The sequence below is a fragment of the Pantoea sp. XAF26B01_ASV70 genome, assembly GCF_054512635.1.
The window spans coordinates 2,927,031-2,953,247 of record NZ_CM137251.1; the positions used below are offsets into that span (position 1 = coordinate 2,927,031).

A 26,217-nucleotide genomic window follows, 5' to 3' on the forward strand; every position below is an offset into this window, starting at 1 on the left:
GTTTATTTTCCTCCAGGAATCGGCTTAGCGGCCGGTAACGGCTTTTTTTCCGGTTTATGAACCGGCGTCAGACGCCGCTCCAGCAGGGCATAGAGTTGCACAATGATGAAGTTGAGGATCAGGTAGATTGCCGCCGCACAGAGAAACACCTCCATGGTGCGGTAAGTACGCTGGATAATCTGCTGCGCCACCCCGGTGACATCCCAGACCGTGACCAGACTGGCCAGCGCGGTCGACTTCACCAGCAGAATCGCCTCGGTGGAGTAAGCGGGCAGCGCATAACGCAGCATCACCGGCGCGATAATGCGCCGCAGCAGCAGCCCGCGTGACATGCCGCACGCCATCCCCGCCTCCACCTGACCGGGCGGCACAGCCAGCAGCGCGCCGCGCAGGATCTCCGCGGTGTAGGCGGCGGTGCAGAGCGACAGCGCCAGCACCGCACAGGTAAAGGGCTCACGCAGAAACGGCCAGAAGAGACTGTGCCGGATCACACCAAACTGCCCGAGGCCGTAGTAGATCAGGAACAGCTGGATCATCAGCGGCGAGCCGCGAAACACCAGAATGTAGCCACGGGCAAAAGCACTCAGCAGACGCCAGCGGCTCATGCGCAGCGCCAGAATACCCACCGCCAGCACGCCACCGCACAGAAAGGCGCTGATAAACAGGCCCAGCGTAACCGGCAACGCGGCGCTGAGTTTCAGGAAGGTGTCAGTGAGGAACGCGAAATCGATCATAAGTCTCCTTAATGCTGTGCAGCGGTGCGGCTTTGCCAGGCGCGACCAAGACGGGATTCAGCCCGCAGAAAGGCGCGGTTCGACAGCAGCGTCAGCAGCAGATAACAGGCACCGCCCACCAGATAAAAGGAGAAGTAATCACGGGTGGAACCGGCCGCAATCTGGCTGGCCCGCATCAGCTCGACAATGCCGGTCACTGACACCAGCGCCGAGTCTTTCAGGCTCATCTGCCAGACGTTTGACAGTCCGGGCAGCGCATAGCGCGCCACCTGCGGCAGCAGGATGCGTTGCCGGATGCGCCAGCGCGGCATACCAATAGCGACAGCGGCTTCGATCTCCCCTTTCGCCAGGGCCAGCCGTGCGGCACGATAGACTTCCGCCTGGTAAGAGCCGGAGATAAGCCCGATGGCCAGCGCCCCGATCAGAAACGGCGGCGCTTCGATAAACCCGTCCGCGCCAAAAAGTTGTCCGATCTGCGTGATCAATCCCGATCCGCCGAAGTAGAACAGGTAGATCACCAGCAGCTCAGGAATGCCACGAAAGATCACCGAGTAGCCTTCCCCTGCCCAGCGCACCGCGCGGTGCGGGGATAACTTTGCAGCGGCAACGCCCGATCCCACTACCGCACCGACCAGCAGCGCGGCAAATGACAGGAGCAACGTCGTCAGCGTGGCACTCAGAATCAACCGTCCCCAGCCCTCCGGGCCAAAACTCAGCAGGCTTATCATCAGTTACCTCACTCAGGGTGTGACGTCAGTTTTGAACCACTTCTCGCTCAGCTTTTTCACTGTGCCATCGGCCAGCGCGGCTTTGATCGCCTGATCCAGCCGGGCTTTCAGATCGTTGTCTGCCATGCGCACGCCCATCGCCTCGCCCTCACCCCAGATTGGGCCGCCCAGTTGCGGACCGCTAAAGCTGAGGTTACGGTTATCCGGTCGCGCCAGCATCGACTGCGCAAAGGTCACATCGTCAAACACCGCGTCAATACGTCCCGCCTGCAAATCGAGGATCGCATCAGCTGAGCTGGTGTATTCCCGGACATCCGCCACCTCTTTGAAGTACTTGTCGATAAACGGCGTGTAGACGGTGCCGGAGGCGATACCAATGGTTTTGCCCTTCAGCGCCGCTTTCAGGGGTGCGATGGCAGGCTCCACGGTTTTCTCATCGTCGGTGAGTTTGATGATCTTACTGTCGGCAGGCAGCAACGACCCTTTCACCGTGATGAAGGTGGCGGGCGTAGAGGCATAGGGCACGGTGAAATTGATCACTTTCTTGCGCTCGGGGGTGATCACAATTGCATCCATGATCACGTCATATTTTCCGGCATTCAGACCGGCGATCATTCCATCCCAGTTCTGCACCACCAGCTTGCACTGTATTGCCATACGCTGGCAGAGATCGGCCATCAGCTCCGGTTCAAAACCGCCCAGCTTGCCGCCTGGCAGGGTGAGGTTCCAGGGTTCATAACTGCCTTCGGTGGCAATGGTAATAGACTTCCACTCTTTGGCCTGGGCGCTGACGCCACAGAGCAGCAGGCTGGAAACCAGCGTAGTGAAACATAAACGACGAAGAGTCAGAGGGTGCGTCATACGGTTCTCCTGAAAGTAGCGGCCTGGTGATCGCCCTGACGAGATTTAACATAAATTTCACAGGATGATATGTCATGTATATACAAGTTAATGCAGCGCAGTTCATTGCCGGCTTTATCGTTTTGTGAGCCAGACAGAATTTATTGCTCAGATGGCGGTGCTGCTGCACTTGTACATACAACCAAGCAAAGGTTATGCCAGCTCTGCAGAGGTGGAAAAAGCGGCGGGAGTCTGGGAGCGGGCAGGCGACCTGCCCGCCGCTGCACTTAATCAGGGCAGCGATGCACCGGAGTGGCGCATCGCTCTGGTGGATTTTATTGCGATTTAGTCTGCGCCAGCATGGCGTGGATCAGTGCCTTCAGCACGTTCTGCAACCGGGCGGCACGCGCCTGCTGCCAGGCGTAAGGTGGGGTTTCATCCATGTAGTTGAGCTGCGCCAGCTCCAGCTGGACCGCCTCAATCTGCTGCTGCGGCTGACCGTAGGCACGGGTGATGTAACCGCCTTTAAAGCGCCCGTTAATCACCCAGCTGTAGTCGTTCTGCGCCGCGCACACGGCCTCCAGCGCCGCACTCATTGCAGGCGTGCAGCTTGCGCCGTCGTTGGTGCCTATGTTGATATCGGGCAGACGTCCGTCAAACAGGCGGGGAATTTCACTGGCGATAGAGTGGGCGTCAAACAGCAGCGCATAGCCATGCTGCGCTTTGAGCCGCGCCAGCTCCTGTTGAATCTGCTGATGATAGGGCTGCCAGATCTGATCGATGTAGCCCTGACGCGCCGTGTCGTCGGGTGTTTTGCCTGGTGCAAAGGTCGGTGTACCGTTGAACAGGGTTTCCGGGAACAGGCCGGTGGTGGCGCTGGTGTAGAGCGGCTGGTTATCGGGCGGGCGATTGAGATCGACCACAAAGCGGGAGTAGCGGCCGATTAACACGCTGGCCCCGAGATCACGCACAAAATCATACAGCATGGGAATATGCCAGTCGGTGTCGGGTAAGCCGCGCGCGGCCTCACTCAGTCCGGCTTCCACGTCGGGCGTCAGCTCGGTACCGGCGTGGGGAATGCTGACCAGCAGCGGCAGACTGCCCTGGGTAAAATGGAAAGGGTTCATTGCGGTTCTCCACGATAGATAACGGTACAGGGCAGTTCACCACCCAGCCAGTAAACCAGTTCTGCCGGACGGGCCAGCGGCCAGTGAACGAAGTTCGCCACTTTTCCCGCCTCCAGCGAGCCGTGACTGTCAGCCAGCCCCAGCGCTTTTGCCCCCCACAGCGTGACGCCCGCCAGCGCCTCTTCCGGCGTCATGCCAAACAGGGTACAGCCCATATTAAGCATCAGACGCAGCGACAGCGCAGGCGAGGTGCCGGGATTGGCATCGCTGGCCAGCGCCATCGGCACGCCATAGCGCCGGAAGAGATCCACCGGCGGACGCTGCGTCTCCCGCAGCAGATAAAATGCACCAGGCAGCAGCACCGCCACGGTGCCATGTTGTGCCATCGCTCTGGCATCCTCCTCGGTGGCATATTCAAGGTGGTCGGCAGAGAGCGCCCCATAGCGCGCCGCCAGTGCTGCGCCACCTGACGCCGAGAGCTGCTCCGCATGCAGTTTCACCGGCATGCCAAGCGCCACTGCACGGTCAAACACCCGCGCCACCTGCTGCGGTGAAAAGGCGAGATGCTCGCAGAACGCATCCACCGCATCCGCAAGTCCCAGTGCCTGCACCTGCGGCAGCAGCCGTTCGCAGATGATATCGACCCAGCCATCCGGGTCGTGCTTAAACTCCGGCGGAAAAGCATGTGCCGCCAGACAGGTGGCGCGCACGTCAGCGGCTACGCTCTCTCCCAGCTGGCGAATCGCCCGCAGCATCCGCAGTTCGCTCTCTTCATCCAGGCCATAGCCGGACTTGATTTCCACGGTGGTGACGCCCTCGGCCAGCAGGCGGTTAAGCCGCCAGCGAGCCGATGCCACCAGTTCCTCTTCAGTGGCGGCGCGGGTAGCGCGCACGGTTGAGAGAATGCCACCGCCCTGCGCGGCAATCTCTGCATAGCTGACGCCATTCAGGCGCTGTTCAAACTCCTGGCTGCGGTCGCCGCCAAACACCAGATGGGTATGACAATCCACCAGCCCCGGGGTCACGATGCCGCCCGGCAGATGATGATGCTGATCGGCGATGAACGCGGGCATCTCCGCCTGCGGCCCGACCCACACCAGCCTGCCCGCCCGCACCACCAGCGCCCCCTGCGGGATAAGATGGTACTTTCCGTCACGCATGGTGACCAGGTCAGCCCCGGTCCACACCGTCTCTACGCGCATCTCTTCTGCCATCGCTGCCTCATGCCTCCGCCGTTTACACTGTGCCTCAAAGTATGTATATGTATATACAACCACATCCGATGAGGATCAACCATGGCGACTTTTTTTGCCTCGCGTGCCCTGCTGGCGGAGGGCTGGCAGCAGCAGGTGCGTATCACGGTCAATCAGGCCGGTTTTATCGACTCTATTACTCCGGATAGCCACGCTGATCAGGCTATCCGGCTCAACGGCGAGGTGATCCCGGCAATCGCCAACCTGCACTCGCACGCCTTCCAGCGTGCCATGGCGGGTCTGGCTGAAGTGGCGGGCGATCCTCAGGACAGTTTCTGGACGTGGCGGGATCTGATGTACCGCATGGTGCAGCGCCTGACGCCGCAACAGGTGGGCGATATTGCCGCCCTGCTCTACATCGAGATGCTGAAAGGCGGCTACACCCAGGTGGCAGAGTTTCACTACCTGCACCACGACACACAGGGTGCGCCCTACAGTGATGATGCGATGCTGCAACAGCTGATTGAAGCGGCGGAGATCGCCGGTATCGGCCAGACGCTGCTGCCGGTGCTCTACAGCTACAGCGGCTTCGGCAGCCAGCCAGCGTCGGCGGGTCAGAAGCGTTTTATCCAGCAGACCGACCGCTATCTGCAACAGCAGGCGCGGCTTGATACGTGGCAGCAGCAAAGGCCACTGCTGAACCGTGGCCTCTGTTTCCATTCACTGCGGGCGGTGAGTGAAAGCCAGATGCAGGACGTGCTGGCGGCCAGTGATACGACGCTGCCGGTACATATCCATGTGGCTGAACAGCAGAAAGAGGTGAATGACTCGCTGGCGTGGAGCGGCGAGCGTCCGGTGGCCTGGCTGCTGAACCGCTTTGAGGTGGATGCGCGCTGGTGCCTGATCCACGCCACCCATCTGGATGAGAGTGAGCTGGCGCGTCTCGCCCGCAGCGGCGCAGTGGCGGGTCTCTGCCCGACCACCGAAGCCAACCTCGGTGACGGCATCTTTCCGGCAGTGGAGTACATCGCGCAGGGCGGACGCTGGGGCATCGGCTCTGACAGTCACGTTTCGCTGAGCGCCCAGGAGGAGCTGCGCTGGCTGGAGTATGCTCAGCGACTGCGCGACCAGCGCCGCAACCGGATTACCCTGCCCGGCCAGCCGTCGGTAGGCGATCTGCTGTGGCAACAGGCAGCAGCAGGCGGTGCGCAGGCGTGTGGCATTCAGCAGGGCACGCTGGCGGTGGGACAACGTGCCGACTGGCTGGTGCTGCGGGATGAGGCGTGGCTCGGCAGCGTCGGGTCGCACGCCGTCCTCAACCGCTGGCTCTTTGCCGGGCAGCGCGATCAGATTCGGGACGTTTATGTGGCGGGTAAAGCCGTGGTAGAAGATGGGGTGCATCCGCACCAGACGGCGTGTGCCGCCCGCTTTGCTCAGGCGATGGAGACGCTGCGATGATCGCCCGGTTCACATACGCGGAGCTGGCGGTCAGCCGCTGGCGCAACGGCGGCGGCGAAACCCGCGAAATCATCAGCTTTCCACCCGGCGCGGAGCGCTTCGGCTGGCGCGCCAGCATTGCGACGCTGGCGCAGGATGGTCCCTTCTCAGCCTTTTCTGACATTGATCGGGTGATTACCCTGCTGCATGGCGATCCGGTGTTGCTGACCGCGCCGGGCGTGCAGCACTTACTGACGCCTCAGCAGCCCTGGGCGTTTGCCGGCGAACTCGCCTTAACGGCAAAGCTGCAGGGCAGCGTCAGCGAAGATTTTAATATTATGACGCGGCGCGGGGAATGGCAGGCAGCGGTGGAGATGGTGACCACGCCGGTCAGCACTCTGCATGGCGTTGCCTGGGTGCTGGCTGGCGCCTGGCAGATGGCTGACGGGGAACGGCTGACTGCGCAGCAGGGCGCGTGGTGGGTCGATGAAGAAACAGCACTCAGCCCGTGCGATACCGATGCCCGGCTGCTGTTTACCCGTCTTAACCGTGTCCTCTGAAGCGGCCCAGTAATTTGTAACGTGAGCCGGGATAGAGCAGCCGCGCATAGGTCACGATTTTAGTGTCGCTCCAGGTCTGACGGCGAATCAGCAGGCAGGGTTCGTGCTCATCCACCGACAGATGTTTACGCTGACGCGCATCGGGCAACACCGCTTCAACAATGTGCTCGCCCGCCGTCAGCGGCGCGACGCGCATCAGATAGGTGTAAGGCGTCATCTGCTGATAATCCTGCGTCAGGTAATCGGGTGCGACCAGCGGATTGACCAGACGGTCCTCCAGCTGCACCGGCAGATCATTTTCGTAATGCACAATCAGCGAATGATAGAGCGTCTGCCCGGTAGTCAGTCCCAGCACCGCCGCCTGCTCTGGATCGGCTTTGTCCTGACCGATGGCGAGGATTTTGCAGCTGTGCTGATGGCCGCGCTGAGCGATCTCATCGGCGATGTTATGCACCTCCAGCATGGCGGTGTAGCCTTTCATCTCCGCCACGAAGGTTCCGACGCCCTGCATCCGCACCAGAAAGCCTTCGCTGGTGAGTTCACGCAGCGCCCGGTTAATGGTCATGCGGCTGACGCCCAGTTCATTCACCAGTTCACTTTCTGATGGCACACGCTGATTCGCTTTCCACAACCCTTCACGGATCTGGCTGACGATGGCCTGCTTCACCCGCTGATAAATCGGGGCAGGCTCATCGCTCATTGCCGCCGCCAGTTGTGCCAGTGCCGTATGCTCAACCATTTGCTGTTCCTTATGCTGAAAGTCCCCTAAGTTTACTGTCTCACCGTGTGAATGTATATACATCCAGTACGCTGCGCGGTGCCCCAATGGTGCAGCCTGCGCATCCTGATGGTGCAGCCTCTGAGTAGCGCTAAATAGTCAACCCGCAGCGGACGGGCAATCGATTTTTGTGATCGGCCTGGCACGGCACTTGCTTGCTCCCTTTGATTGTATAGACAAGCATAGACAAGAATTAACGCTTATGTTTCACTCGTATTATTCCGCTGGATCAGGGCAAGGAGAGCAGTTTAGCCACACCAGCACACTTGTATAGACAGGAGTAGACTATGTCAGGTTCGTTTCAGGTTTTGCGCCTGGTGCCAGGCGAGGTGGACCTCGCCACATTACGCGCTATCTATCAGGGCAACGTCACGCTGACGCTTGATGAGCCCGCGCGTCAGGCAATTGCGGCGGCGCAGCAGACCGTGGATGCGATTGTCGCCTCTGGCAACGTGGTATATGGCATTAATACCGGCTTCGGCAAGCTGGCGCAGACGCAAATCCCGGCCAGTCGGCTGGCGGATCTGCAGCGTAATCTGGTGCTGTCACACAGCGTCGGGCTGGGCGATCTGCTGCCCGACAATGTTACCCGCCTGGTGGTCGCCACCAAAATCATCAGCCTGGCACGCGGTCACTCTGGCGTGCGAATCGAACTGGTTGAGGCGCTGCTGGCGCTGTTCAATGCGGGTGTCATGCCCTGCATCCCGGAAAAAGGCTCGGTCGGTGCCTCCGGCGATCTGGCGCCGCTGGCGCACATGTCCCTGATGCTGCTGGGCGAAGGTCAGGTCCGGCTCAGGGGTGAGTTGATCCCGGCAACCGAAGGCCTGGCAAGTGTAGGTCTGTCGCCGTTTGTACTCGGCCCGAAAGAGGGACTGGCGCTGCTTAACGGCACCCAGGTCTCAACTGCACTGGCGCTGCGCGGCCTGTTTGAGGGTGAAAACCTGTTTGCCGCTGGTCTGATGGCCGGTGCGCTGTCGCTGGAGGCGATTAAAGGCTCGCTAAAACCGTTCGACGCCCGTATCCATCAGGCGCGCGGCCAGCATGGTCAGATTGCCGTCGCCGCTGCCGTCAGCACCCTGATTGAGGGCAGTGAAATAGTGCTGTCGCATAAGCATTGCGGCCGCGTTCAGGATCCCTACTCCATCCGCTGCGTGCCACAGGTGATGGGTGCCTGCCTGGACAACTTCAGCCACGCCGCGCGGATTCTGGAAATCGAAGCGAACGCGGCCTCTGACAACCCGCTGGTGTTCAGTGACAGCGGCGATGTGATCTCCGGCGGCAACTTCCACGCAGAACCGGTGGCCTTTGCTGCGGACATCCTGGCGCTGGCGATTGCCGAAGTCGGGGCCATCTCCGAGCGACGGCTGGCGCTGCTGCTGGACAGCGGCTTGTCGGGCCTGCCGCCCTTCCTGGTGCGCGACGGCGGCGTAAACTCCGGCTTTATGATCGCCCAGGTGACCGCCGCAGCCCTGGCCTCTGAGAACAAATCGCTGGCCCATCCGGGCAGCGTCGACAGCCTGCCGACCTCCGCTAATCAGGAAGATCACGTCTCGATGGCGACCTACGCCGCCCGCCGTCTCGGCAGCATGTGCTTTAACAGCGCCGCAGTCGTGGGCATTGAGGCGATGGCCGCCGCACAGGGCATTGAATTCAACCGGCCGCTGAAAAGCTCTGCGCTGATTGAGCAGGCCATCGACACCATTCGCGAGCAGGTCGCCTTCCTTGAGGAGGATCGCCTGCTGGCTCCCGATATCGAGGCAATGCGTCAGTGGGCAAGTCGCACTGACTGGCCTCAGGCATTGACCGCGCTGCTGCCGAGCATGCGCCCAACTTCTTGAATTAAGGAATCTTTCATGAGCGAAACTCTTTCTCAGGCTGTGGCACGTGAAATTCGCGCGCCTCACGGTACCACGCTGCACTGCGCCAACTGGCTGATTGAAGCCGCTTACCGCATGATTCAGAACAACCTCGATCCCGATGTTGCCGAGCGGCCGGAAGATCTGGTGGTTTACGGCGGCATCGGTAAGGCGGCGCGTAACTGGGAGTGCTTCGAGCAGATCCTGCGTTCGCTGCGGGCACTGCAGCCGGATGAAACCCTGCTGATCCAGAGCGGCAAGCCGGTCGGCATCTTCCGCACCCACGCGGATGCACCCCGCGTGCTGCTGGCGAACTCCAATCTGGTGCCGCACTGGGCAACCTGGGATCATTTCCATGAGCTGGATAAAGCGGGTCTGATGATGTACGGCCAGATGACCGCCGGTTCCTGGATCTATATCGGCGCGCAGGGCATCGTGCAGGGCACCTACGAAACCTTCGTGGAAGCGGGACGTCAGCACTACAACAACGACCTCAGCGGACGCTGGATCCTCACCGCCGGGCTGGGCGGCATGGGCGGCGCGCAACCGCTGGCGGGCGTTCTGGCCGGGGCCTGTGTGCTGGCGATTGAGTGTCAGGAGTCGCGCATCGATTTCCGCCTGCGTACCCGCTATGTAGATTATAAAGCCACTACGCTGGATGAAGCGCTGGCGTTAATCAGCGAAGCGACCGCGGCGAAAAAAGCGATTTCGGTCGGGCTGCTGGGCAATGCCGCCGAGATCCTGCCGGAGCTGGTGAAACGCGCCCGGGCGGGCGGGCCAAAACCGGACATCGTCACCGATCAGACCTCGGCGCACGATCCGATTAATGGCTACCTGCCGGCTGGCTGGGATCTGGCGCGCTGGCAGCAGGAGCGCGTCTCACAGCCGAAGGCAGTAGAGAAAGCGGCGCGTGCGTCAATGGCGGTCCACGTGCAGGCGATGCTCGACTTCTGTCATATGGGCATCCCGACCGTGGATTACGGCAACAATATCCGTCAGGTAGCGCTGGATGAGGGTGTCAGCAACGCCTTCGACTTCCCTGGCTTTGTACCGGCCTACATCCGTCCGCTGTTCTGCGAAGGAAAAGGCCCGTTCCGCTGGGTGGCGCTGTCCGGCGATCCGGAAGATATCTACAAGACCGACGCGAAACTCAAGGAACTGTTCCCGCACCACAAAACGCTGCATCGCTGGCTGGATATGGCGCAGGAGCGCATCGCCTTCCAGGGATTGCCAGCGCGTATCTGCTGGCTGGGACTGGGCGAACGGCATCTTGCCGGTCTGGCGTTCAATGAAATGGTGCGCAACGGCGAGCTGAAAGCGCCGGTTGTGATTGGCCGCGACCATCTCGACTGCGGCTCGGTTGCCTCACCTAACCGTGAAACCGAAGCGATGAAGGATGGCTCAGATGCGATCTCAGACTGGCCGCTGCTCAACGCGCTGCTGAATACCGCAGGCGGTGCGACCTGGGTCAGCCTGCATCATGGCGGTGGTGTCGGCATGGGCTTCTCGCAGCACGCCGGTATGGTGATTGTCTGTGATGGTAGCAAAGAGGCGGATGCGCGTCTGGGTCGGGTATTGTGGAATGACCCGGCCACCGGCGTGATGCGTCATGCCGACGCGGGTTATGAGCTGGCACAAAGTTGCGCGGCAGAGCATGAACTGAACCTGCCGATGCAGAAGTAATACGCTGAATGGGGCGGGCAGCGACTTGCCCCGTTTTCTTCGCGTTTTTCCCTTCTGAAGCCCTGCCCGGACATCACTTCCTTATTACTTATTCCATTTTGATTTAGCCTATAGCCAGATTTCGTCCTGCCGGCGATAGACGCAGCGCCACCCGACCTCTAAAGTGAAATCTTCTCATTCTGTATGGAGCGCGACTCTGCATGACCCTTTCCCCTGCCCTGCTTGAAGATGCCCTGCGCTGGCGCCGTGAGTTTCATCGCCACCCCGAATTAGGTTACCAGGAACAGCAAACCAGCCAGTTTATCGCTGATAAGTTAGAGCGGGCGGGATTGCAGGTGTTTCGTGGTCTGGCGGGCACCGGCGTGATCGGCACGCTGGAAAACGGTCCCGGCCCGGTTATCGGGCTGCGTGCGGATATGGATGCGCTGCCGATTACGGAAAAAGGCGACACTGAATGGCGTTCCGCCACTCCCGGCGTGATGCACGCCTGCGGGCACGACGGTCACAGCGCCATTCTGCTGGCCGCCGCCCGACAGCTGGCCGCCACACGCCAGTTCAGCGGCACGGTACATTTCATTTTTCAGCCTGCCGAAGAGAACCTGGGCGGTGCGCGCAAAATGGTGGAAGAGGGACTGTTCCAGCGCTTCCCGATGGATGCGATCTATGCGATGCACAACTGGCCGGGCCTGCCGCTGGGGTCACTGGCGGTTAACCCTGGCGCCATGATGGCGTCGCTGGATTCGTTTGAGATTACCCTGCACGGCAAAAGCTGCCACGCGGCGATGCCGGAAAGCGGTGCCGATCCAATGGTGGTAGCGGCTGAGCTGATTCTGGCGCTGCAGACGATTCCGTCACGTCGCCTCTCGCCGCTCGCCTCGGCGGTGGTCAGCGTGACGCAGATCCACGGTGGCGAAGCGATCAACGTGATCCCGGAACAGATTGTACTGCGCGGCACGGTGCGCTGCCTGCAGACCAGCGTGCGCGAAAAAGTACGCGGGCTGATTGATGAGTTTGTCGCTACCCTGCCACGTCCGTTTGGCGTCAGCGGTGAGATTGAGTGGTTACCGGGCTATCCGGTGACCGCCAACCATGCGGCCCCGGCTGAGCAGGTGCGCGAGGTGGCGCTGGCGACGCTGGGGGCCGAACAGGTTCAGTGGCAGGTCAATCCGTCAATGGCGTCTGAAGATTTTGCCTGCATGATGGAGGCCTGTCCGGGTGCTTACTTCTGGCTGGGCGCGGATGGCGACACGCCTTCCGCCCCACTGCACAACGCCCGCTATGACTTCAACGACGCGCTGCTGCCAATTGGCATTACTTTCTGGCAGAACCTGGTTGAACAGGCGCTGCCAGCAGCCTGAGTCAGTAACCGGCGGCGAGGATCTGCTGCTCTGCCGCCGCCAGCGAGTCGCACTGGCCGCTGGCGCGCAGGCAGCAGGCGAGCTGCAGTCGCAGTGATGCGGGCACCGGCCGCTGCTGATTCAGCACCTGCTCAATCCAGCGCGCGGTTACCTCTGCCGTCTTATCGGCCGGCAGTTCAACGGCCACTTCGGGCTGACGCTCAACCCACACTTCCGCTTCCGCGCCTGCGCCCTGAATCATGCTGATCGCCGGGCAGCGCTGTGGATTGGCATAGACTTCCCCTTCGGTGCCATTGAGCAGTATCGCAGGCGCATCGATGTCACTGAAGAATTTCGCCACACGCGGCACATACTCCGGATGCGACACGCTCGACAGACGCAGCGCCGCACGTTCGGCAAACGGGGTCGCCAGTTTTGCCAGCGTATGCGCGCTGTTACGCACGCCCATTCGCCAGCGCAGCGACAGCTGTTTCGCCATTGGCGGGCAGAGATGATCGATGGTGATAAAGGCGAGTTCGCCCTGATCGAGTTTTGCCTGCGCCGCCTCTGCGGTGGTGACGGGGGTAATACCTAGCGCGGCAAACACCGCTTCACTGGTGATGCGCGTCGCGTCGTCGCTGACGCCATGCACCAGCACCGGGAAGCCGAGTTTCACCAGCAGCAGCGCCAGCAACGGCGTGAGATTGCCCTGCCGACGCGCACCGTTGTAGCTGGGGATCACAATCGGCATCGGGCGGTTTTCCGGCGCCTGCAGTTGCATCATCTGCGCCTGCATCGCCTGATAAAAGCCGCGCATTTCCGCTTCGCCTTCGCCTTTAATACGCAGCGCAATCAGAATGCCGCCCAGCTCCAGGTCCGGCACCTCGCCCGCCAGCATCGCGCCATAGAGCGCCACGGCAGTATCAAAGTCGATATCGCGGGCATGATTTTTACCGCGACCAATCTCTTTAATGATTTTATTCAGTTCCATCACTCGCTTCCGGTTAAGTGCGCGGCTCAGCGCCGCGTGGGACGTCGTTTACGCACCGTGTTTTTTGGCACCACGGTGGCCGGTATCGCTGCCGGCTCTGGCGTTTCCGGCTGCTCAATCGGGAAGATCGGCAGCGCCGCTAACAGCCGGCTGCCGTAAGATTTGCTCAGCAGGCGGCGGTCGTAAATAACGATTTCGCCATAACATTGATGGCTGCGAATCAGGCGTCCGACCTGTTGAATCAGGGTAAAAGAGGCGCTGGGTAAGCTCTGCACCTCAAACGGATAGCGTTTCAGGCTTTTCAGCCACTCGCCTTCGGTCAAAATTACCGGACTGTCTACCGGGGGAAAAGCGATTTTGTGAATATGCACCTGACTCAGCAGATCGCCTTTAAGATCCAGCCCTTCGGCAAACGACTGCAGGCCAATCAGGATGCTGGTTTCCCCTTTGGCGACGCGCTGACGATGCAGATCGACCAGGCGGCTGCGCGGCTGATCGCCCTGAACCAGCATTGAGAGGCGCAGGTCGGGCAGACAGGCGACAAACTGCTGCATCGCCCGGTTGCTGGCAAACAGCACCAGCACGCCTTTGTGCTTTTTCTCCGCCATCTGCTGCCGGAAGAAACCGGCCATCTCCGCGATGTGCTCCGCTTCGTGCGTCATCAGAGGCTCATAGCGCATCTGCGGGATCACCAGCTTGCCCTGCTCCACGTGGTTAAACGGGGAGTCCAGCGCCACAAAGCGGTCGCCCGCCTTCTCGCTGAGTCCCGACATCTCCTGCAGGCGGTTGAAACTGTTAAGCGATCGCAGCGTGGCGGAGGTCACGACCACGTGTGGAATTTTACGCCACAGCATCTTCTCCAGCTGGTCGCTGACGCGGATGCCGGCGCAGTGAAACAGCAGGTGCGCCTGACCTTCGCGCAGCTCGCGGGTGATCCACTTCGACACCGGCGCGCCAGAGGCTTTTTCCATCGCCGCCAGCCGCCACAGTTTGCTGACCGATTCGAACCAGCCAAACTGGCGATTGAGCTGCAGCAGATTGCGATGCAGTCGCACCACATCCACTTTACCTGTCTGCTCGCTCAGCGCATTAATCAAACCTTCACTCAGGCCGCGCAGCGCATCGCTGAGCTTAAAGAGCCGGGCGCAGAGATCCAGCAACTCCTGGGGCAACGCCCCCAGCACAAAGCGGAATTCGCCCGGCTGATTATGCGGTGGCAGCAGCGGATTCAGCGCCTGAGCGGTAATCGTCAGCAGTTCACGCAGCTCATCGCAGTGCGCTTTCAGCCGCTCCGGGTTAGCCAGCGGCGGCGGCGATTTTGGCCGCATCTGCGTCATAATGCTCTCCACCAGCTTGATAAAGAGGTCGAGCTGCAGGCTGCTCCAGCCCGGCGTGATGTCGGCGCTCATCTCCAGCGCATCGCGGGCCACTTCCGGCAGGTGATGCCCTTCATCCAGCACCAGCATCAGGTTTTTTGCCGGTGGCAGCACCGACTCATTCTCCATTGCGGCCATGACCAGCGCATGGTTCGCCACCACTACATCGACCTGCTCGATTTCGCGCCGCGCCACAAAGAACGGGCATTCACGATACCAGCGACAGTGTGCGCCAAGGCAGCTCGCTTTGTCGGTGGAGAGCCGCTGCCACAGGCTGTCGCTGATGTTCTCGTCGCTGTGATCGCGCAGGCCGTCCCACTGATAGCGATCCAGCGATTTCTGCAACCGGCCACACTGCGTCTGCTCCTCTTTAGTGCTGCTGACGGCGTCATCGTCCAGATAAAGCAGCAGATCGCCCTGCTCATCGTCATCGGCCGCCATCGCCGCCAGATTACGCGGACAGACATAGCGCCCGCGGCCAAAGGCGGCAGTAAAGGTGAGATCGGGAATGATTTTTTTCAGCAGCGGCAGATCTTTGGTGAAGATTTGATCCTGCAGCGCCACGTTGGCGGTGCTGATCACCAGCCGCTTCTCCTGGGCGCGGCTGGCCGCGATGCCCGGGATCAGATAAGAGAGGGTTTTGCCCACGCCGGTTGGCGCTTCAACCGCCAGATGGCGCGAATCGTCGCCCGCCAGGCACTTCGCCACTTCGGCGATCATCTGGCGCTGCGGCGCACGTGGGATGAAGTCAGGCACCTGCTCCTGAAGCGCTTTATACCATTGCGCTATCTGGCTTTTTACTGCGGCTGTCAGGGCCATGATTTGCGTTACCACACCGAAAATATGGCCTGTATTTTTACACAGTATCCTGTTGGCGTCAGCTTTCGCGCCGAATTTTTCGTGCGACGTCGTAAATTTCAGCAGTTGCCCGTTTCAGGGTCGTGCGGGCAGCCCGTCAACCCAGGCCGGTCCGGCACGAAGAAAGGCCAGCCGCATGAGCTAGCGGCTGGCTACGCCAGCACTTTGTACATATAGGTGGTGGCATCCAGCACGCCCGCGGTGGATTCGGCATAAAACGGGATCGACCCCGCCACCTGCCAGCCCAGCGAGCGATAGAGCTCGCTGGCGACATCGCCGCTGCGCGTATCCAGCACCAGCAGCGTTTTGCCCTGCGCACGGGCCTGCTGCTCAGCGCGCTGCATCAGCTCACGCGCGATGCCCTGACGGCGCGCCTGCGGATGCACCAGCAGTTTGCTGATCTCCGCCCGGTGTCGGCCATTAGGCATCGCGCTGCCACTGAGAATGACCGTGCCCACGATGCGACCGTGCTGCCGCGCAACGAATAATTCGCTGTCGCCCTCTGCCAGACCGGCGATCCGCTGCTGCCAGAATCGCGTTATCACCTCTTCGTCTTCAGCATCAATAAAACCGACGCTGGCGCCGTCTGCCACACAGGCCTGCAGCACCGCCGTGAGTTCATCCAATTGCGGTTGCGCTTCGTCGGCGCGAAGTATTGTGTAATCGATCATGGTTTCGCCACCACCAGTAAATAGCGCGCGCCGTCAGTCAGGTGCGCCTCAAAAGCCGATTTCCCGACCAGATGAAAACGTAAGCAATCACCGGGCTTCAGCGCCCACTGCTGCGCCCCCATCGTGACGATGAGGCCGCCCTCGCGTAGCCAGATATGCTGCTCCAGACCCTGAATGGGTGGCGCATCGTAATCTATACGTGCACCAGGCCGTAATTTGCCCTCAATCAGTTCGCATCGGAAATGAAGCGCAGGGGGTGAGACATTCCGGCGAATAAATCCGCTGGATTCATCCTGCCACACGGGCTGCTGGTCATCTCTGATCAGCAAACTGGACTCCTCCTCCACTTCACTGAGCAGGCGCGACATCGTTAATCCGTAGGCAACACACAGACGGTTAAGCAGCGCAGCAGTAGGGCTGGTCTCGCTTCGCTCAATGCGCGATAATGACGCACGACTGATGCCCGTTGCGACAGCAAGTTCATCCAGCGACCAGCCGCGTTGCAGGCGTAATTCTGCCAGCCTCACCGCCAGTCGTTGCTCCGTATTCAGCTCTGACATGGTGATTTCTCATATTTGGGAAAAATTCTCTTTTATGAGATATAACGGATAAACGGCGTATCAGTCAAGTTGTACATCGAGAAATGTATTGTACAACTTAGTCGGCTTCGTTATGGTAATTGCACTCAGACCAATCGAAAGAGGAATTTATGACCTTATACAGTATCGGTGACGTCGCCGAGCGCTGTGGCATAAACCCAGTCACCCTGCGCGCCTGGCAGCGTCGTTATGGCTTACTGAAGCCGCAACGTACCGAAGGCGGACATCGTCAGTTTGACGAAGAGGATGTTCATCGCATCGAAGAGATCATGCGCTGGATTGAAAGCGGCGTGCCGGTCGGTAAAGTTAAGGCACTGCTGGAAGGTGGCGATGTTGATGCCCATGACGGCTGGACCACACTCCAGGATGAGCTGATCAGCGTCCTGCGTCACGTCAGACCCGCTAAACTTCGTAATAAAATTGCCGCGATTGGTCGCGAACATCCGATTGATGCGCTGATCGATCATGTTTTTATGCCGGTGCGCCAGAAGCTGAGTCTGGATCAGAACACCGCCCGCACCATGTGCAGTCTGCTGGATGGTTTGCTGATCGATTATGTCGCGTTCTGCCTGACCGGCAGCCGCAAAAAATCGGGTAAAGATGCGCTGATTATTGGCTGGGGTATCGACGATCGTACCCGAATCTGGCTGGAAGGCTGGCGTCTGTCGCAGCATGGCTGGCGGATTGATGTGCTGGCAGAACCGCTGGATTTACCGCGTCCTGAACTCTTTCCCGGCATGAATATGTTTGTCTTTACCGGTAAAAAACTGACCCGCCGCCAGCAGGAACAGCTGTCACACTGGCAGGAACAGGGCTATGCCGTGCGGTTGCACGATCCCGCCTGATAACAAAAACGCACGCCGGGCACTTTGCCTGCTGCCTTGCGCGCGCTATTATCCCCGCCTCACTGTTAACGAGCTCAGGTTTTACCCATGAACTGTAAAAAAGCTTTCTTCGCCACGCTGTTTTTTATTATGGCGGCAGGTGGCACCGGCGGTCTGATGCTGGTGGGATACTCTCTCATCGTTCACTCACGCTAAGCCAGCGCTGCAGGCGTTCAAACAGGCGATCGCTGACTATCGCCAGCAGCGCCACCAGTAATGCCCCCTGAATGACATAGGCTGTATTAAAGCCGCTTAAGCCGATAATCACCGGCGATCCCAGACTTTTCGCGCCGACCGTCGAGGCGATGGCAGCAGTGCCGATGTTGATGATCACCGAGGTGCGTATCCCGGCGATGATGACCGGCGCAGCCAGCGCCAGCTCAATCTGCCACAGTCGCTGCCAGCTACTCATGCCGACCCCGATGGCGATCTCCCGACTGCTGGCCGGTACGCTATCAATACCCGCCAGCGTCCCCTGTAAAATCGGCAGCAATCCATAGAGCAGCAGCGCCACGACTGCGGGCCAGGCGCCAAATCCCATCACCGGCACCGCAATTGCCAGCACCGCCACCGGCGGAATCGTCTGCCCTGCCGCCACAATGGTTTCCATCAGCGGCCGGAAGGCCCGCCCCGCCCGCCGCGTCACCAGCACACCACTGCCAATGCCAATCACAATCGCCAGCAGGCTGGCGGTGATCACCAGAAACAGATGCGCCAGCGTCAGCTGCCAGAAGCTCTCCTGCTGAAAGAGTGGCCGCGCCAGTTCGGGAAACCAGCGGTGAAACAGCGGCCCGCTGTAAGGCATCAGGGTCAGCAGCGCGCCGTAGAACAGCACCAGCCACAGCAGCGGATCCCTTAGCCTGCGCATGTTAAATCCTCGCGCAGTTGCAGCAGATCGCCAAAGTGGAGCACGCCCAGCGGCCGCTGCTGATCGTCAATGACCGGCAGTTTATCGGTACGCCGGGCGATAAACTGCGACAGGGCATCGCGCAGCGTCAGTGCCGCAGCGATCGGTTCGCCCGGCAGCCACTCGCCGCGCCGCACGGCATTACCGACCTGCTCCAGCGACAACAGCCGTACCCCCATTTCGCTGCGACCAAAGAAGTCGCGCACAAAATCATTTTTCGGCTGGGTCAGCAGCTCGACTGGCCTGCCCTGCTGAACAATCTCGCCGTTATCCATCAGCACAATACGGTCTGCCAGCGTCAGCGCTTCGTCGATGTCGTGCGTCACCAGCACGATGGTGCGGCCCGACAGTTGATGAATGCGCAACATCTCCTGTTGCAGCACCCCGCGCGTCACCGGGTCGAGTGCACCAAACGGCTCATCCATCAGTAACACTTCCGGATCCGCCGCCAGCGCCCGCGCCACGCCGATGCGCTGCTGCTGCCCACCCGAGAGCTGATGCGGATAGCGGTCCAGCAGCTGCGCATCGAGATTCAGCAGCGCCAGCAGCGCCGTGATACGTTCATTGACCTGTGCCCGGGGCCAGCCCAGCAGCACTGGCACCGTGGCGATATTCTTCCGCACCGTCCAGTGCGGAAACAGACCAATCGACTGGATCGCGTAGCCCATGCGCCGCCGCAGCGTGCGGGCATCGAGCTGGCGAATCGACTCTCCGGCAAAGCGGATTTCACCACTGTCAAACTCCACCAGCCGGTTGATCATCTTCAGGGTGGTCGATTTGCCCGAACCGGAGGTGCCAAGCAGCACGCAAAATTCCCCTTTCGCCACCTGTAACGACAGATCTTTCACCGCCGCTTTACCGTTAAACGCGCGGGAAACGCCGTCAAACTCAATCATCTTTTCTCTCCAGCAGTGAGATCAGCAGGCGGAACAGCGCATCGATGACCACCGCCAGCGCAATCACCGGGATCACCCCCAGCAACACCAAATCAAGCGCACTGCTTAGCAGTCCCTGGAAAATAATCGCGCCAAAGCCGCCCGCGCCAATCAGCGCCGCAACCACCGCCATGCCCAGCGTCTGCACCACCACTACCCGCAGGCCCGCCAGCCAGACCGGCAGCGCCAGCGGCACATCCACCGCAATAAACTGCTGCCAGCCACTCATGCCGACGCCACGTGCACTCTCACGCACCTCGTGCGGCACCTGTTGCAGCCCCACCACCACGCTGCGCACCAGCGGCAGCAGGGCGTAAAGCACCAGCGCGATCAGCGCCGGAGCCATCCCAATGCCGCTGATGCCCCAGTCGCCGAGCCACGGAAACTGCTGAGCCAGTCCGGCCAGCGGCGCAATCAGCAGACCAAACAGCGCCACCGAGGGCACAGTCTGAATCACATTCAGCACACCGAACACCCCGCCCTGCCAGCCAGGCCGCCGGAACAGCGTGACGCCCAGCGGCAGCGCAATCATCAGCGCAGGCACCACCGTGCCCGCCAGCAGGGTGAGATGACGGCTCAGCGCGGCATCAAACACCGCGTGGCGGTTGGCATACTCTTTCAGCAGGGAGAGATCGCTGAGCTGGCCACTGAACAGCAGCAGCAGCGGCAACAGCCAGACCTGCAGATTGAGCAGCAGCTGTGCCAGCCGATGGCGGGTCAGTTGCCGCACCTGATCGGTGATCAGCAGCAGGAGCAGCGCGCCGCTGCACCACAGGCCGCTGGCAAAGCTGGTGCGCGCCAGACGGCTGCCCTGCTGGCTGAGTAAAGTGGCCTGATGACCGCTGAGCCAGATAATCGCCGCCAGCATCAGTTCTGCCGCCAGCAGCGCCAGCATCAGCGTGATGCGGGTCGGCTGCCGCCACAGCAGCAGCCACAGCGTCAACAGCGGCAGCAGCAACAGCCCGAAGCGGCTAATCTGCCAGCCCATCAGCGGTTCACCCGCCACCAGGCGGTTCGGGGCGAAGTTCAGAAACGGCAATGCCACCAGCGCCAGAGTCAGCAGCGTCAGCAGCAGCAGTGCCACCGGCTGCTCAACCGGACGGCGTATCGCTTCCCGCGATATCTGCATCGGTTACAGCAGCTTTTTCTGCTGCAGCCATTCGGTCGCTACGCTGCTGGCATCCTGACCGTCGACCGCGATTCTGGCGTTGAGCTGTTGCAGCGTCTTCTCGTCAAGTGCGCTGAACACCGGCTTCAGCCACTCTGCAATCTCTGGATAAGCTTTAAGTACCGATTCACGGATCACCGGCGTCGGCGCATAAATCGGCTGAACCCCTTTAGGATCGCTGAGCGTCTGCAGACCTAATGCCGCTACCGGACCGTCGGTGCCGTACGCCATCGCCGCGTTTACGCCGGAAGTCTGCTGTGCCGCTGCGCTGATGGTGACAGCGGTATCGCCGCCAGCCAGCGACAGCAGCTGGTCCTGCTTGAGGTCAAAGCCATAGGCTTTTTCAAAGGCGGGTAAGGCATCGCTGCGTTCAATAAATTCTGCTGAGGCCGCCAGTTTGAAAGTGCCGCCTTTTTTCAGCCAGGCGCTGAGATCCGCCAGAGAGTTTAGCTGATTTTTTTCAGCCAGATCTTTTCGCACAGCGATGGTCCAGGTGTTATTAGCCGGAGCGGGCGTCAGCCAGACCAGATGGTTTTTCTCCGCATCCAGCTTCTTCACTTTCTCGTAGCCTTCGGTGGCATTTTTCCAGGCGCTGTCTTTCTCATCATTGAAGAAAAATGCACCGTTGCCGGTATATTCCGGATAGATATCAAGTTCGCCCGCCGTGATGGCACCGCGCACCACCTGCGTGGTGCCGAGCTGAATTTTATTGACGGTTTTTACCCCGTGCTTTTCCAGCACCTGAAGAATCACATTGCCCAGCAGTGAACCTTCGGTATCAATTTTCGAGCCGACCCGCACCGGGTCTGCCGCCTGTGCTATCCCCATGCTGAGCAGCAAAGCGCTGACGCCCATCCAACCCCGAATTCTGACCATGGCTTTTTCCTTATCGCAGTGTGTTGTTTTTACGTTTTGTTCGTGCGTGATGATTCACAAGGCGTTGTGCGCCTGCGCGTTCAGGCTGCCCTCCTGCCACTCTGCGGGAGGCTGGCAAGGCGTGCAGCGGAAATTATCTGCCTTAAAAGCGTAGCCTGGCGCAGCGGCGATGTAGCTGACTTTATCGCAAATTGATAACGATTTGAGATTATAAATTCATCTCATATAACCGAAATGAATTTACGTCTGGGCGTCTAAACGGCTATTCTCGGAAATCTGTTTTTATAATAAAAGACGCACAACATCATGTCCGACCTGACCTCTTCCGCCCACGTGGCAACAACAGGGAGTTCGCCCGGTGGCGAAACACAGTGGATCCGCAGCGCAGCTGACGTCTCCCGATTAGTGAACAGTGGCGACAGCGCCCGTAATAATGCCCGCATTGTGGTGGCGATTGCGCTGGGGGGCGTCTTCCTTGACGCCTACGACCTGGGTGCACTGGCCTTTGGCATCAAAGACATCACGCGTGAATTTAATCTCACCCCGACCGGCACCGGCATGGTCGCCTCGGCAATCACCTTCGGAGCCATTATCGGCGCGCTGATCGGCGGCTATCTCACGGATAAAATTGGCCGTTATCGGGTGTTTATGGCCGATATGTTCTTTTTCGTGGTGGCGGCTATCGCCTGTGCGTTTGCCCCCAATGAGTACGTGCTGGCCGGCGCGCGTTTTGTGATGGGCCTGGGGGTCGGAATCGATCTGCCGGTGGCGATGGCGTTTCTGGCGGAGTTTTCCCGACTGCGTGGCAAGGGAAATAAAGCGGCCAGCGTGGCGATGTGGTGCCCAACCTGGTATGCGGCAATCAGCATCTCTTATCTGCTGGTGCTCTTGCTCTATGCCGTGTTACCCGAAAGCCACACCGACTGGCTCTGGCGTCTAATCCTTGGTTTTGGTGCCGTTCCGGCGATTATCATCATCGCCATCCGTAGCCGTTACATGAGCGAATCCCCGGTTTGGGCGGCGAATCAGGGCGACCTGAAAGGTGCCGCGGCGATTTTACGCAGTGCGTGGAGTATTAATGCCCAGGTGGCACCCGACGCAGCGCTGACGCCTGCCATGCCGGTGCGCAAGGCGAGCTGGCGTAACTATGGTGCGTTGTTACAGGGCGTTTATCGCCGCCGTACATTGCTGGCGACCATCACTTCCATTGCCTCATCTTTTGCTTATAACGCGGTGGCGTTTGGCTTGCCGGTGATCATCTCCAGCTTCTTTGCCCAGTCAATGCTTACCACCATTCTGGTGTCGCTGGCGCTGAATCTGCTGTTCGCCTTTGTCGGCGGGATACTGGCGGTGCGGCTGGTGCCGCGCCTCGGGGCGTGGAAGATGTCGGTGGCGGGTTATGCCTGTCAGTGCGTGGCGCTGCTCGGGCTGGCGCTGATTGGTCGTCCGGAAGGCGGTCAGGAAGCCGCGCTGGCAATCGGCATGCTGGCGCTGTTCCTGTTTGGACAGGGATTCGGGCCGGGTTCGCATACCATGACTTTTGCGTCGCTGAGCTATCCGACGTCGCTGCGCGGCGTGGGTGTCGGCTTTAACCAGACGCTGATGCGCGGCAGCTCTACCGTTTCGCTGTTTCTGTTTCCGGTGCTGGTCGCGGCGCTGGGCACCGGCGTGTTCTGGGTGATCTTCCTTGCACCACTGGCGGGCCTGCTGGCGCTGCTGGCGATCCGCTGGGAACCGTCGGGTTATGATGTGGATGCGGAAGATTTCGAGCTGCAGCGATAATCAATGGTCAGGGCGTGGATAGCGCGCCGGCTCAGGGAGCAAACGGGCTCATAACCCTGGCGCACTGTTTACCCCGGCCCGACTTCTCCGGCCAGCATTGAAACCGCACCTTAGTGCGGTTTTTTTATGCGGTGACTTCCGGGAAAGGAAACTGCTCCAGATAGTCCGGGATGCGCGGGAAGGTGTGCAAAAACCACGGTGTGAACTGCTGTGGCTGCTGCTGCATCTGCTGCTCAATGAGCGCCATCGGGCGATAATCCCAGGCATCCGCTTCCTGCGGATTCAGCTGCGGCAGGCTGTCGCAGACGGCAAAGAAGACGTGACCATACTCATGTTCAGTCAGGCCATTGCTCAGTTTCAGGTTGTAGCTCAGCTCAAACACCGGCGTCAGCGTCACCACCATCCCCATCTCTTCACGCAAGCGGCGCTCGGCGGCGTCGCGGGTTGATTCATGGGGATAAGGATGACCACAGCAGGTATTACTCCACAAGCCACCACAATGATATTTATCGCTGGCACGCCGTTGTAGCAACAGCTCCTGCCGGGAATTGAAGACGTAGACCGTCACCGCGCGGTGCAGCAATCCTTTTTCATGCACTTCCAGCTTTTCCATCTTGCCGGTGGGACGATCGAGGTGGTCAACGAGGATAACTTCAATAGCAGACATGGCGTTTCCTTGAGATTATTCCCAACTATTCTGGCACAGAATTATCGGTTTGGGCGGATCATCGAGGATTTTTTACCCGGGTCAGGCGGAGATAAGCGGATGAAGCAGAGAGAAAATCAGGCCAGCAAGGCTGGCCTGGAGAGGGATTACAGTCGGAAGCTCTGAACCACCCGCTCAAGCTGGGTGCTCTGCGATTCCATCGCCTGCGCGGCAGCAGAAACCTGCTCCACCAGCACGGCGTTCTGCTGCGTGGTGCCATCCAGCTGGGTAATCGCAACGTTAACCTGTTCGATGCCCAGGCTCTGTTCGCGGCTGGCTGACATGATTTCACTCATCAGCGTTGTCACACTGCTCACGCCCTTCATCAGCTCATCCATGGTCTGACCCGCCTGCTCGACCAGCGCGCTGCCGGTATCGATGTTCGCCACCGACTCTTCGATTAACTTTTTAATCTCACGCGCCGAGTTGGCTGAACGCTGTGCCAGGTTGCGCACTTCCGATGCCACCACCGCAAAACCGCGGCCCTGTTCACCGGCGCGTGCAGCTTCTACCGCGGCGTTCAGCGCCAGGATATTGGTCTGGAATGCGATGCTGTCGATCACGCTGATGATATCGACCACTTTACGGGATGAGTGATGAATCTCGCCCATGGTGGTCACCACCTGACGGACCACTTCGGTGCCACGTGCGGCCACCTGCGAGGCATCGCCCGCCAGCTGGTTAGCGTGGGTGGCGTTGTCGGCGTTCTGACGCACGGTGCCGGTCAGTTGCTCCATCGACGCGGCCGTTTCCACAATCGAGCTGGCCTGATCTTCGGTACGGGAAGAGAGATTAGCGTTGCCGCTGGCAATTTCCCGCGACGCGGCGGTGATCGCCAGCGCGCTGTCGCCCACCTGCTGGAGCAGCCCCTGCAGATAGCTGATGAACTGGTTAAAGCTCTGCGCGACGGCGTTGAACTCCGGGCTGTTGCTGGCTGGCAGACGCTGAGTCAGATCCGCACCACCGGTCGACAGCGCTTCAATGTTGCTGTTCAGCACGTTGAGGCGTTTCATCATGGCGCGGACAAAGCCCAGCGACACCAGCAGCAGGATCACCGCCAGGGGGATCTGCACCAGACCCAGACGGGTCAGCATGTTGTGAGACTGCGCTTTCAGCAGGCTGGTTGGCAGGCTGCTGGCGAGATACCACGGGCTGCCTGGAATGGCCTGCACGAACAGCGTCTGCTCGCCTTCACTGCTGTCATAGGTGGTTTCCAGCGGCTGATTGCCAACACCGTTAAGCAGCGTTTTCAGCGGTGCTGCCATCGGCATCTGCACGTCAGCCAGGTTCTCCAGCTTCGGTGCGGCATTCACCAGTGCACCATTGCCCACGACTTTACCATCGGCTTCGACGATCAGGACGTTGCCCTGAATGGTTTCACCCATCTGCTTCGCCAGCTGGTTAAAGAACCCCAGCGTCACGTCGATGGTGGCGACACCCCAGGCCGTGCCGTTTTTGTAGATGGCCATAGCACAGTTGGTGCGCGGCTGCGGGCTGGCGGCATCCTGATAGGCTTTTGCCCAGGCACACTGGCCTTTCGGAGCGGCCATGCCATCTTTGTACCAGGGTTGCTCCCAGTATTTGTCAGCCGCGTCGGAGTTCCAGTAGGTGTTCACCTGCAGTTCATTGCTGGCATTACGGGCAAAGAAGCTGCTGTCCTTCTCTTTGGCCGGGTCACGACGATTTGGCAGTGGCCAGATCCCGCCACCAAACACATTGCTGTCCTGATACTGGTTAACCAGCGTCGGTAAAAGGGTGTCGATAGTGGCGCTGTCCATGACGGATGCGGCTTCGGTAATGGCGCGCTGCTGGGCCTGAACGCGGTTCATCTGTTCAACGATACCGGAAGCCAGCGAATCCACCTGATAGCGAACCAGACGGCTTTCGCTATCGACCAGCTGTGGCGCGACAAACTGATTAATAACCCAGACTGTAACGAGTAAAAGCGCAACAAAGAACGCGATCATTGTTGCGGTGAAGCGGGATTGTGTTGTTTTAAACATCTTCGTTCCCCTGAACCTGGTGCGGCGCGATTGCCTGATCGGGTTTAACGGCGCGGCAAGCGGGAACTTGAGATGAGCAGGATCACATATTTGAGAAATGTTTGATTTTTGTAAAAATTTAATTTCACATAGAAACTATCACATCCCCGGCGGGCGCCGGGGAATGGGCGAACAGGCGCATTATTGCT

Annotated in this window: 24 protein-coding genes; 8 read left to right on the plus strand and 16 right to left on the minus strand. The window is 60.0% G+C overall.

Annotated features, from left to right (window positions below; genetic code table 11):
* Positions 1-2: 2 nt before the first annotated feature.
* From ACX8ZY_RS13790 to ACX8ZY_RS13800, 3 genes are read right to left on the minus strand one after another with little or no spacing between them, the layout of a single operon-like run.
* Positions 3-734 (minus strand): ABC transporter permease, encoded by a 732-nt coding sequence (locus ACX8ZY_RS13790; protein ID WP_010254311.1) that lies wholly within the window; start codon positions 732-734, stop codon positions 3-5.
* An 8-nt stretch (positions 735-742) separates the two neighbouring features.
* Positions 743-1,462 (minus strand): ABC transporter permease, encoded by a 720-nt coding sequence (locus tag ACX8ZY_RS13795; RefSeq protein WP_010254310.1) that lies wholly within the window; start codon positions 1,460-1,462, stop codon positions 743-745.
* Between the two features lie 12 nt (positions 1,463-1,474).
* Complete coding sequence (locus ACX8ZY_RS13800; protein ID WP_307515310.1) at positions 1,475-2,323, minus strand: transporter substrate-binding domain-containing protein; 849 nt, start codon at positions 2,321-2,323, stop codon at positions 1,475-1,477.
* Positions 2,324-2,492: 169 nt separating this feature from the next.
* Between ACX8ZY_RS13800 and ACX8ZY_RS13805 the strand changes: the two genes are divergently transcribed.
* Complete coding sequence (locus ACX8ZY_RS13805; protein ID WP_459260130.1) at positions 2,493-2,651, plus strand: hypothetical protein; 159 nt, start codon at positions 2,493-2,495, stop codon at positions 2,649-2,651.
* On the opposite strand, the gene hutG is transcribed toward ACX8ZY_RS13805, so the two are convergent.
* Both hutG and hutI read right to left on the minus strand, forming a co-directional pair.
* Positions 2,638-3,429 (minus strand): N-formylglutamate deformylase, encoded by a 792-nt coding sequence (gene hutG / locus ACX8ZY_RS13810; protein WP_182504517.1) that lies wholly within the window; start codon positions 3,427-3,429, stop codon positions 2,638-2,640. The two genes, ACX8ZY_RS13805 and hutG, sit on opposite strands and share 14 nt — an antisense overlap.
* Positions 3,426-4,643 (minus strand): imidazolonepropionase, encoded by a 1,218-nt coding sequence (hutI, locus tag ACX8ZY_RS13815; protein ID WP_256849422.1) that lies wholly within the window; start codon positions 4,641-4,643, stop codon positions 3,426-3,428. Before hutI ends, hutG begins: the two co-directional genes overlap by 4 nt.
* An 81-nt stretch (positions 4,644-4,724) precedes the next feature.
* Here hutI and ACX8ZY_RS13820 point away from each other — a divergent pair, with 81 nt between their 5' ends.
* Together ACX8ZY_RS13820 and ACX8ZY_RS13825 are read left to right on the plus strand one after the other, a co-directional pair.
* Positions 4,725-6,080 (plus strand): formimidoylglutamate deiminase, encoded by a 1,356-nt coding sequence (locus ACX8ZY_RS13820; RefSeq protein WP_421665044.1) that lies wholly within the window; start codon positions 4,725-4,727, stop codon positions 6,078-6,080.
* Complete coding sequence (locus ACX8ZY_RS13825) at positions 6,077-6,619, plus strand: HutD/Ves family protein (RefSeq protein WP_187496013.1); 543 nt, start codon at positions 6,077-6,079, stop codon at positions 6,617-6,619. The genes ACX8ZY_RS13820 and ACX8ZY_RS13825 overlap by 4 nt, the downstream gene beginning before the upstream one ends.
* On the opposite strand, the gene hutC is transcribed toward ACX8ZY_RS13825, so the two are convergent.
* Positions 6,603-7,358 carry a histidine utilization repressor gene (gene hutC / locus ACX8ZY_RS13830; protein WP_010254300.1) on the minus strand — a complete coding sequence of 252 codons (756 nt, stop codon included), beginning with the start codon at positions 7,356-7,358 and terminating at the stop codon, positions 6,603-6,605. The two genes, ACX8ZY_RS13825 and hutC, sit on opposite strands and share 17 nt — an antisense overlap.
* Positions 7,359-7,684: 326 nt before the next feature.
* Here hutC and hutH point away from each other — a divergent pair, with 326 nt between their 5' ends.
* The 3 genes from hutH to ACX8ZY_RS13845 all read left to right on the plus strand — a co-directional run bounded on the left by hutH (position 7,685) and on the right by ACX8ZY_RS13845 (position 12,294).
* Positions 7,685-9,235, plus strand: coding sequence for a histidine ammonia-lyase (gene hutH, locus ACX8ZY_RS13835; RefSeq protein WP_346451301.1), 1,551 nt, complete (start codon positions 7,685-7,687; stop codon positions 9,233-9,235).
* A 15-nt stretch (positions 9,236-9,250) separates the two neighbouring features.
* On the plus strand, positions 9,251-10,936 hold the full coding sequence (gene hutU / locus ACX8ZY_RS13840) for a urocanate hydratase (protein ID WP_033757077.1): 1,686 nt from the start codon (positions 9,251-9,253) through the stop codon (positions 10,934-10,936).
* Between the two features lie 200 nt (positions 10,937-11,136).
* On the plus strand, positions 11,137-12,294 hold the full coding sequence (locus ACX8ZY_RS13845) for a M20 aminoacylase family protein (protein WP_421665045.1): 1,158 nt from the start codon (positions 11,137-11,139) through the stop codon (positions 12,292-12,294).
* 1 nt (position 12,295) lies between these two features.
* Here the strand turns inward: ACX8ZY_RS13845 and ybiB are convergent, their stop codons facing one another.
* The 4 genes from ybiB to ACX8ZY_RS13865 form a co-directional block, all read right to left on the minus strand.
* Positions 12,296-13,264: a DNA-binding protein YbiB gene (gene ybiB / locus ACX8ZY_RS13850; protein ID WP_122458992.1), complete on the minus strand. Its 969-nt coding sequence runs from the start codon at positions 13,262-13,264 to the stop codon at positions 12,296-12,298.
* 26 nt (positions 13,265-13,290) lie between these two features.
* A complete protein-coding gene (dinG, locus tag ACX8ZY_RS13855; RefSeq protein ID WP_182500372.1) occupies positions 13,291-15,459 on the minus strand; it encodes an ATP-dependent DNA helicase DinG in 2,169 nt (722 codons plus the stop codon).
* A 191-nt stretch (positions 15,460-15,650) separates the two neighbouring features.
* Positions 15,651-16,169 (minus strand): GNAT family N-acetyltransferase, encoded by a 519-nt coding sequence (locus ACX8ZY_RS13860; protein ID WP_421665046.1) that lies wholly within the window; start codon positions 16,167-16,169, stop codon positions 15,651-15,653.
* A complete protein-coding gene (locus ACX8ZY_RS13865) occupies positions 16,166-16,729 on the minus strand; it encodes a helix-turn-helix domain-containing protein (protein ID WP_010254278.1) in 564 nt (187 codons plus the stop codon). Before ACX8ZY_RS13865 ends, ACX8ZY_RS13860 begins: the two co-directional genes overlap by 4 nt.
* 149 nt (positions 16,730-16,878) lie before the next feature.
* On the opposite strand from ACX8ZY_RS13865, the gene ACX8ZY_RS13870 reads away from it, so the two are divergent.
* Positions 16,879-17,613, plus strand: coding sequence for a MerR family transcriptional regulator (locus tag ACX8ZY_RS13870; protein ID WP_010254274.1), 735 nt, complete (start codon positions 16,879-16,881; stop codon positions 17,611-17,613).
* Between the two features lie 175 nt (positions 17,614-17,788).
* Here the strand turns inward: ACX8ZY_RS13870 and ACX8ZY_RS13875 are convergent, their stop codons facing one another.
* Genes ACX8ZY_RS13875 through osmF form a run of 4 tightly spaced genes read right to left on the minus strand, consistent with a single transcriptional unit; the run spans position 17,789 to position 21,538 of the window.
* A complete protein-coding gene (locus tag ACX8ZY_RS13875; protein ID WP_033766765.1) occupies positions 17,789-18,520 on the minus strand; it encodes an ABC transporter permease in 732 nt (243 codons plus the stop codon).
* Positions 18,508-19,455, minus strand: a complete 948-nt coding sequence (locus ACX8ZY_RS13880; RefSeq protein ID WP_010254263.1) for an ABC transporter ATP-binding protein — start codon at positions 19,453-19,455, stop codon at positions 18,508-18,510. The genes ACX8ZY_RS13875 and ACX8ZY_RS13880 overlap by 13 nt, the downstream gene beginning before the upstream one ends.
* The gene (locus ACX8ZY_RS13885) at positions 19,448-20,623 is read right to left on the minus strand and encodes an ABC transporter permease (protein ID WP_167429917.1); all 1,176 of its coding nucleotides are present in this window, start codon (positions 20,621-20,623) and stop codon (positions 19,448-19,450) included. The genes ACX8ZY_RS13880 and ACX8ZY_RS13885 overlap by 8 nt, the downstream gene beginning before the upstream one ends.
* 3 nt (positions 20,624-20,626) lie before the next feature.
* The gene (gene osmF, locus ACX8ZY_RS13890) at positions 20,627-21,538 is read right to left on the minus strand and encodes a glycine betaine ABC transporter substrate-binding protein OsmF (RefSeq protein ID WP_031591709.1); all 912 of its coding nucleotides are present in this window, start codon (positions 21,536-21,538) and stop codon (positions 20,627-20,629) included.
* A gap of 306 nt (positions 21,539-21,844) precedes the next feature.
* Here osmF and ACX8ZY_RS13895 point away from each other — a divergent pair, with 306 nt between their 5' ends.
* Positions 21,845-23,320, plus strand: coding sequence for an MFS transporter (locus ACX8ZY_RS13895; RefSeq protein WP_022625995.1), 1,476 nt, complete (start codon positions 21,845-21,847; stop codon positions 23,318-23,320).
* Positions 23,321-23,444: 124 nt separating this feature from the next.
* Here the strand turns inward: ACX8ZY_RS13895 and idi are convergent, their stop codons facing one another.
* Together idi and ACX8ZY_RS13905 are read right to left on the minus strand one after the other, a co-directional pair.
* Positions 23,445-23,987 carry an isopentenyl-diphosphate Delta-isomerase gene (idi, locus tag ACX8ZY_RS13900; protein ID WP_050679469.1) on the minus strand — a complete coding sequence of 181 codons (543 nt, stop codon included), beginning with the start codon at positions 23,985-23,987 and terminating at the stop codon, positions 23,445-23,447.
* A 146-nt stretch (positions 23,988-24,133) separates the two neighbouring features.
* On the minus strand, positions 24,134-26,029 hold the full coding sequence (locus ACX8ZY_RS13905) for a methyl-accepting chemotaxis protein (protein ID WP_022625996.1): 1,896 nt from the start codon (positions 26,027-26,029) through the stop codon (positions 24,134-24,136).
* Positions 26,030-26,217 lie beyond the last annotated feature (188 nt).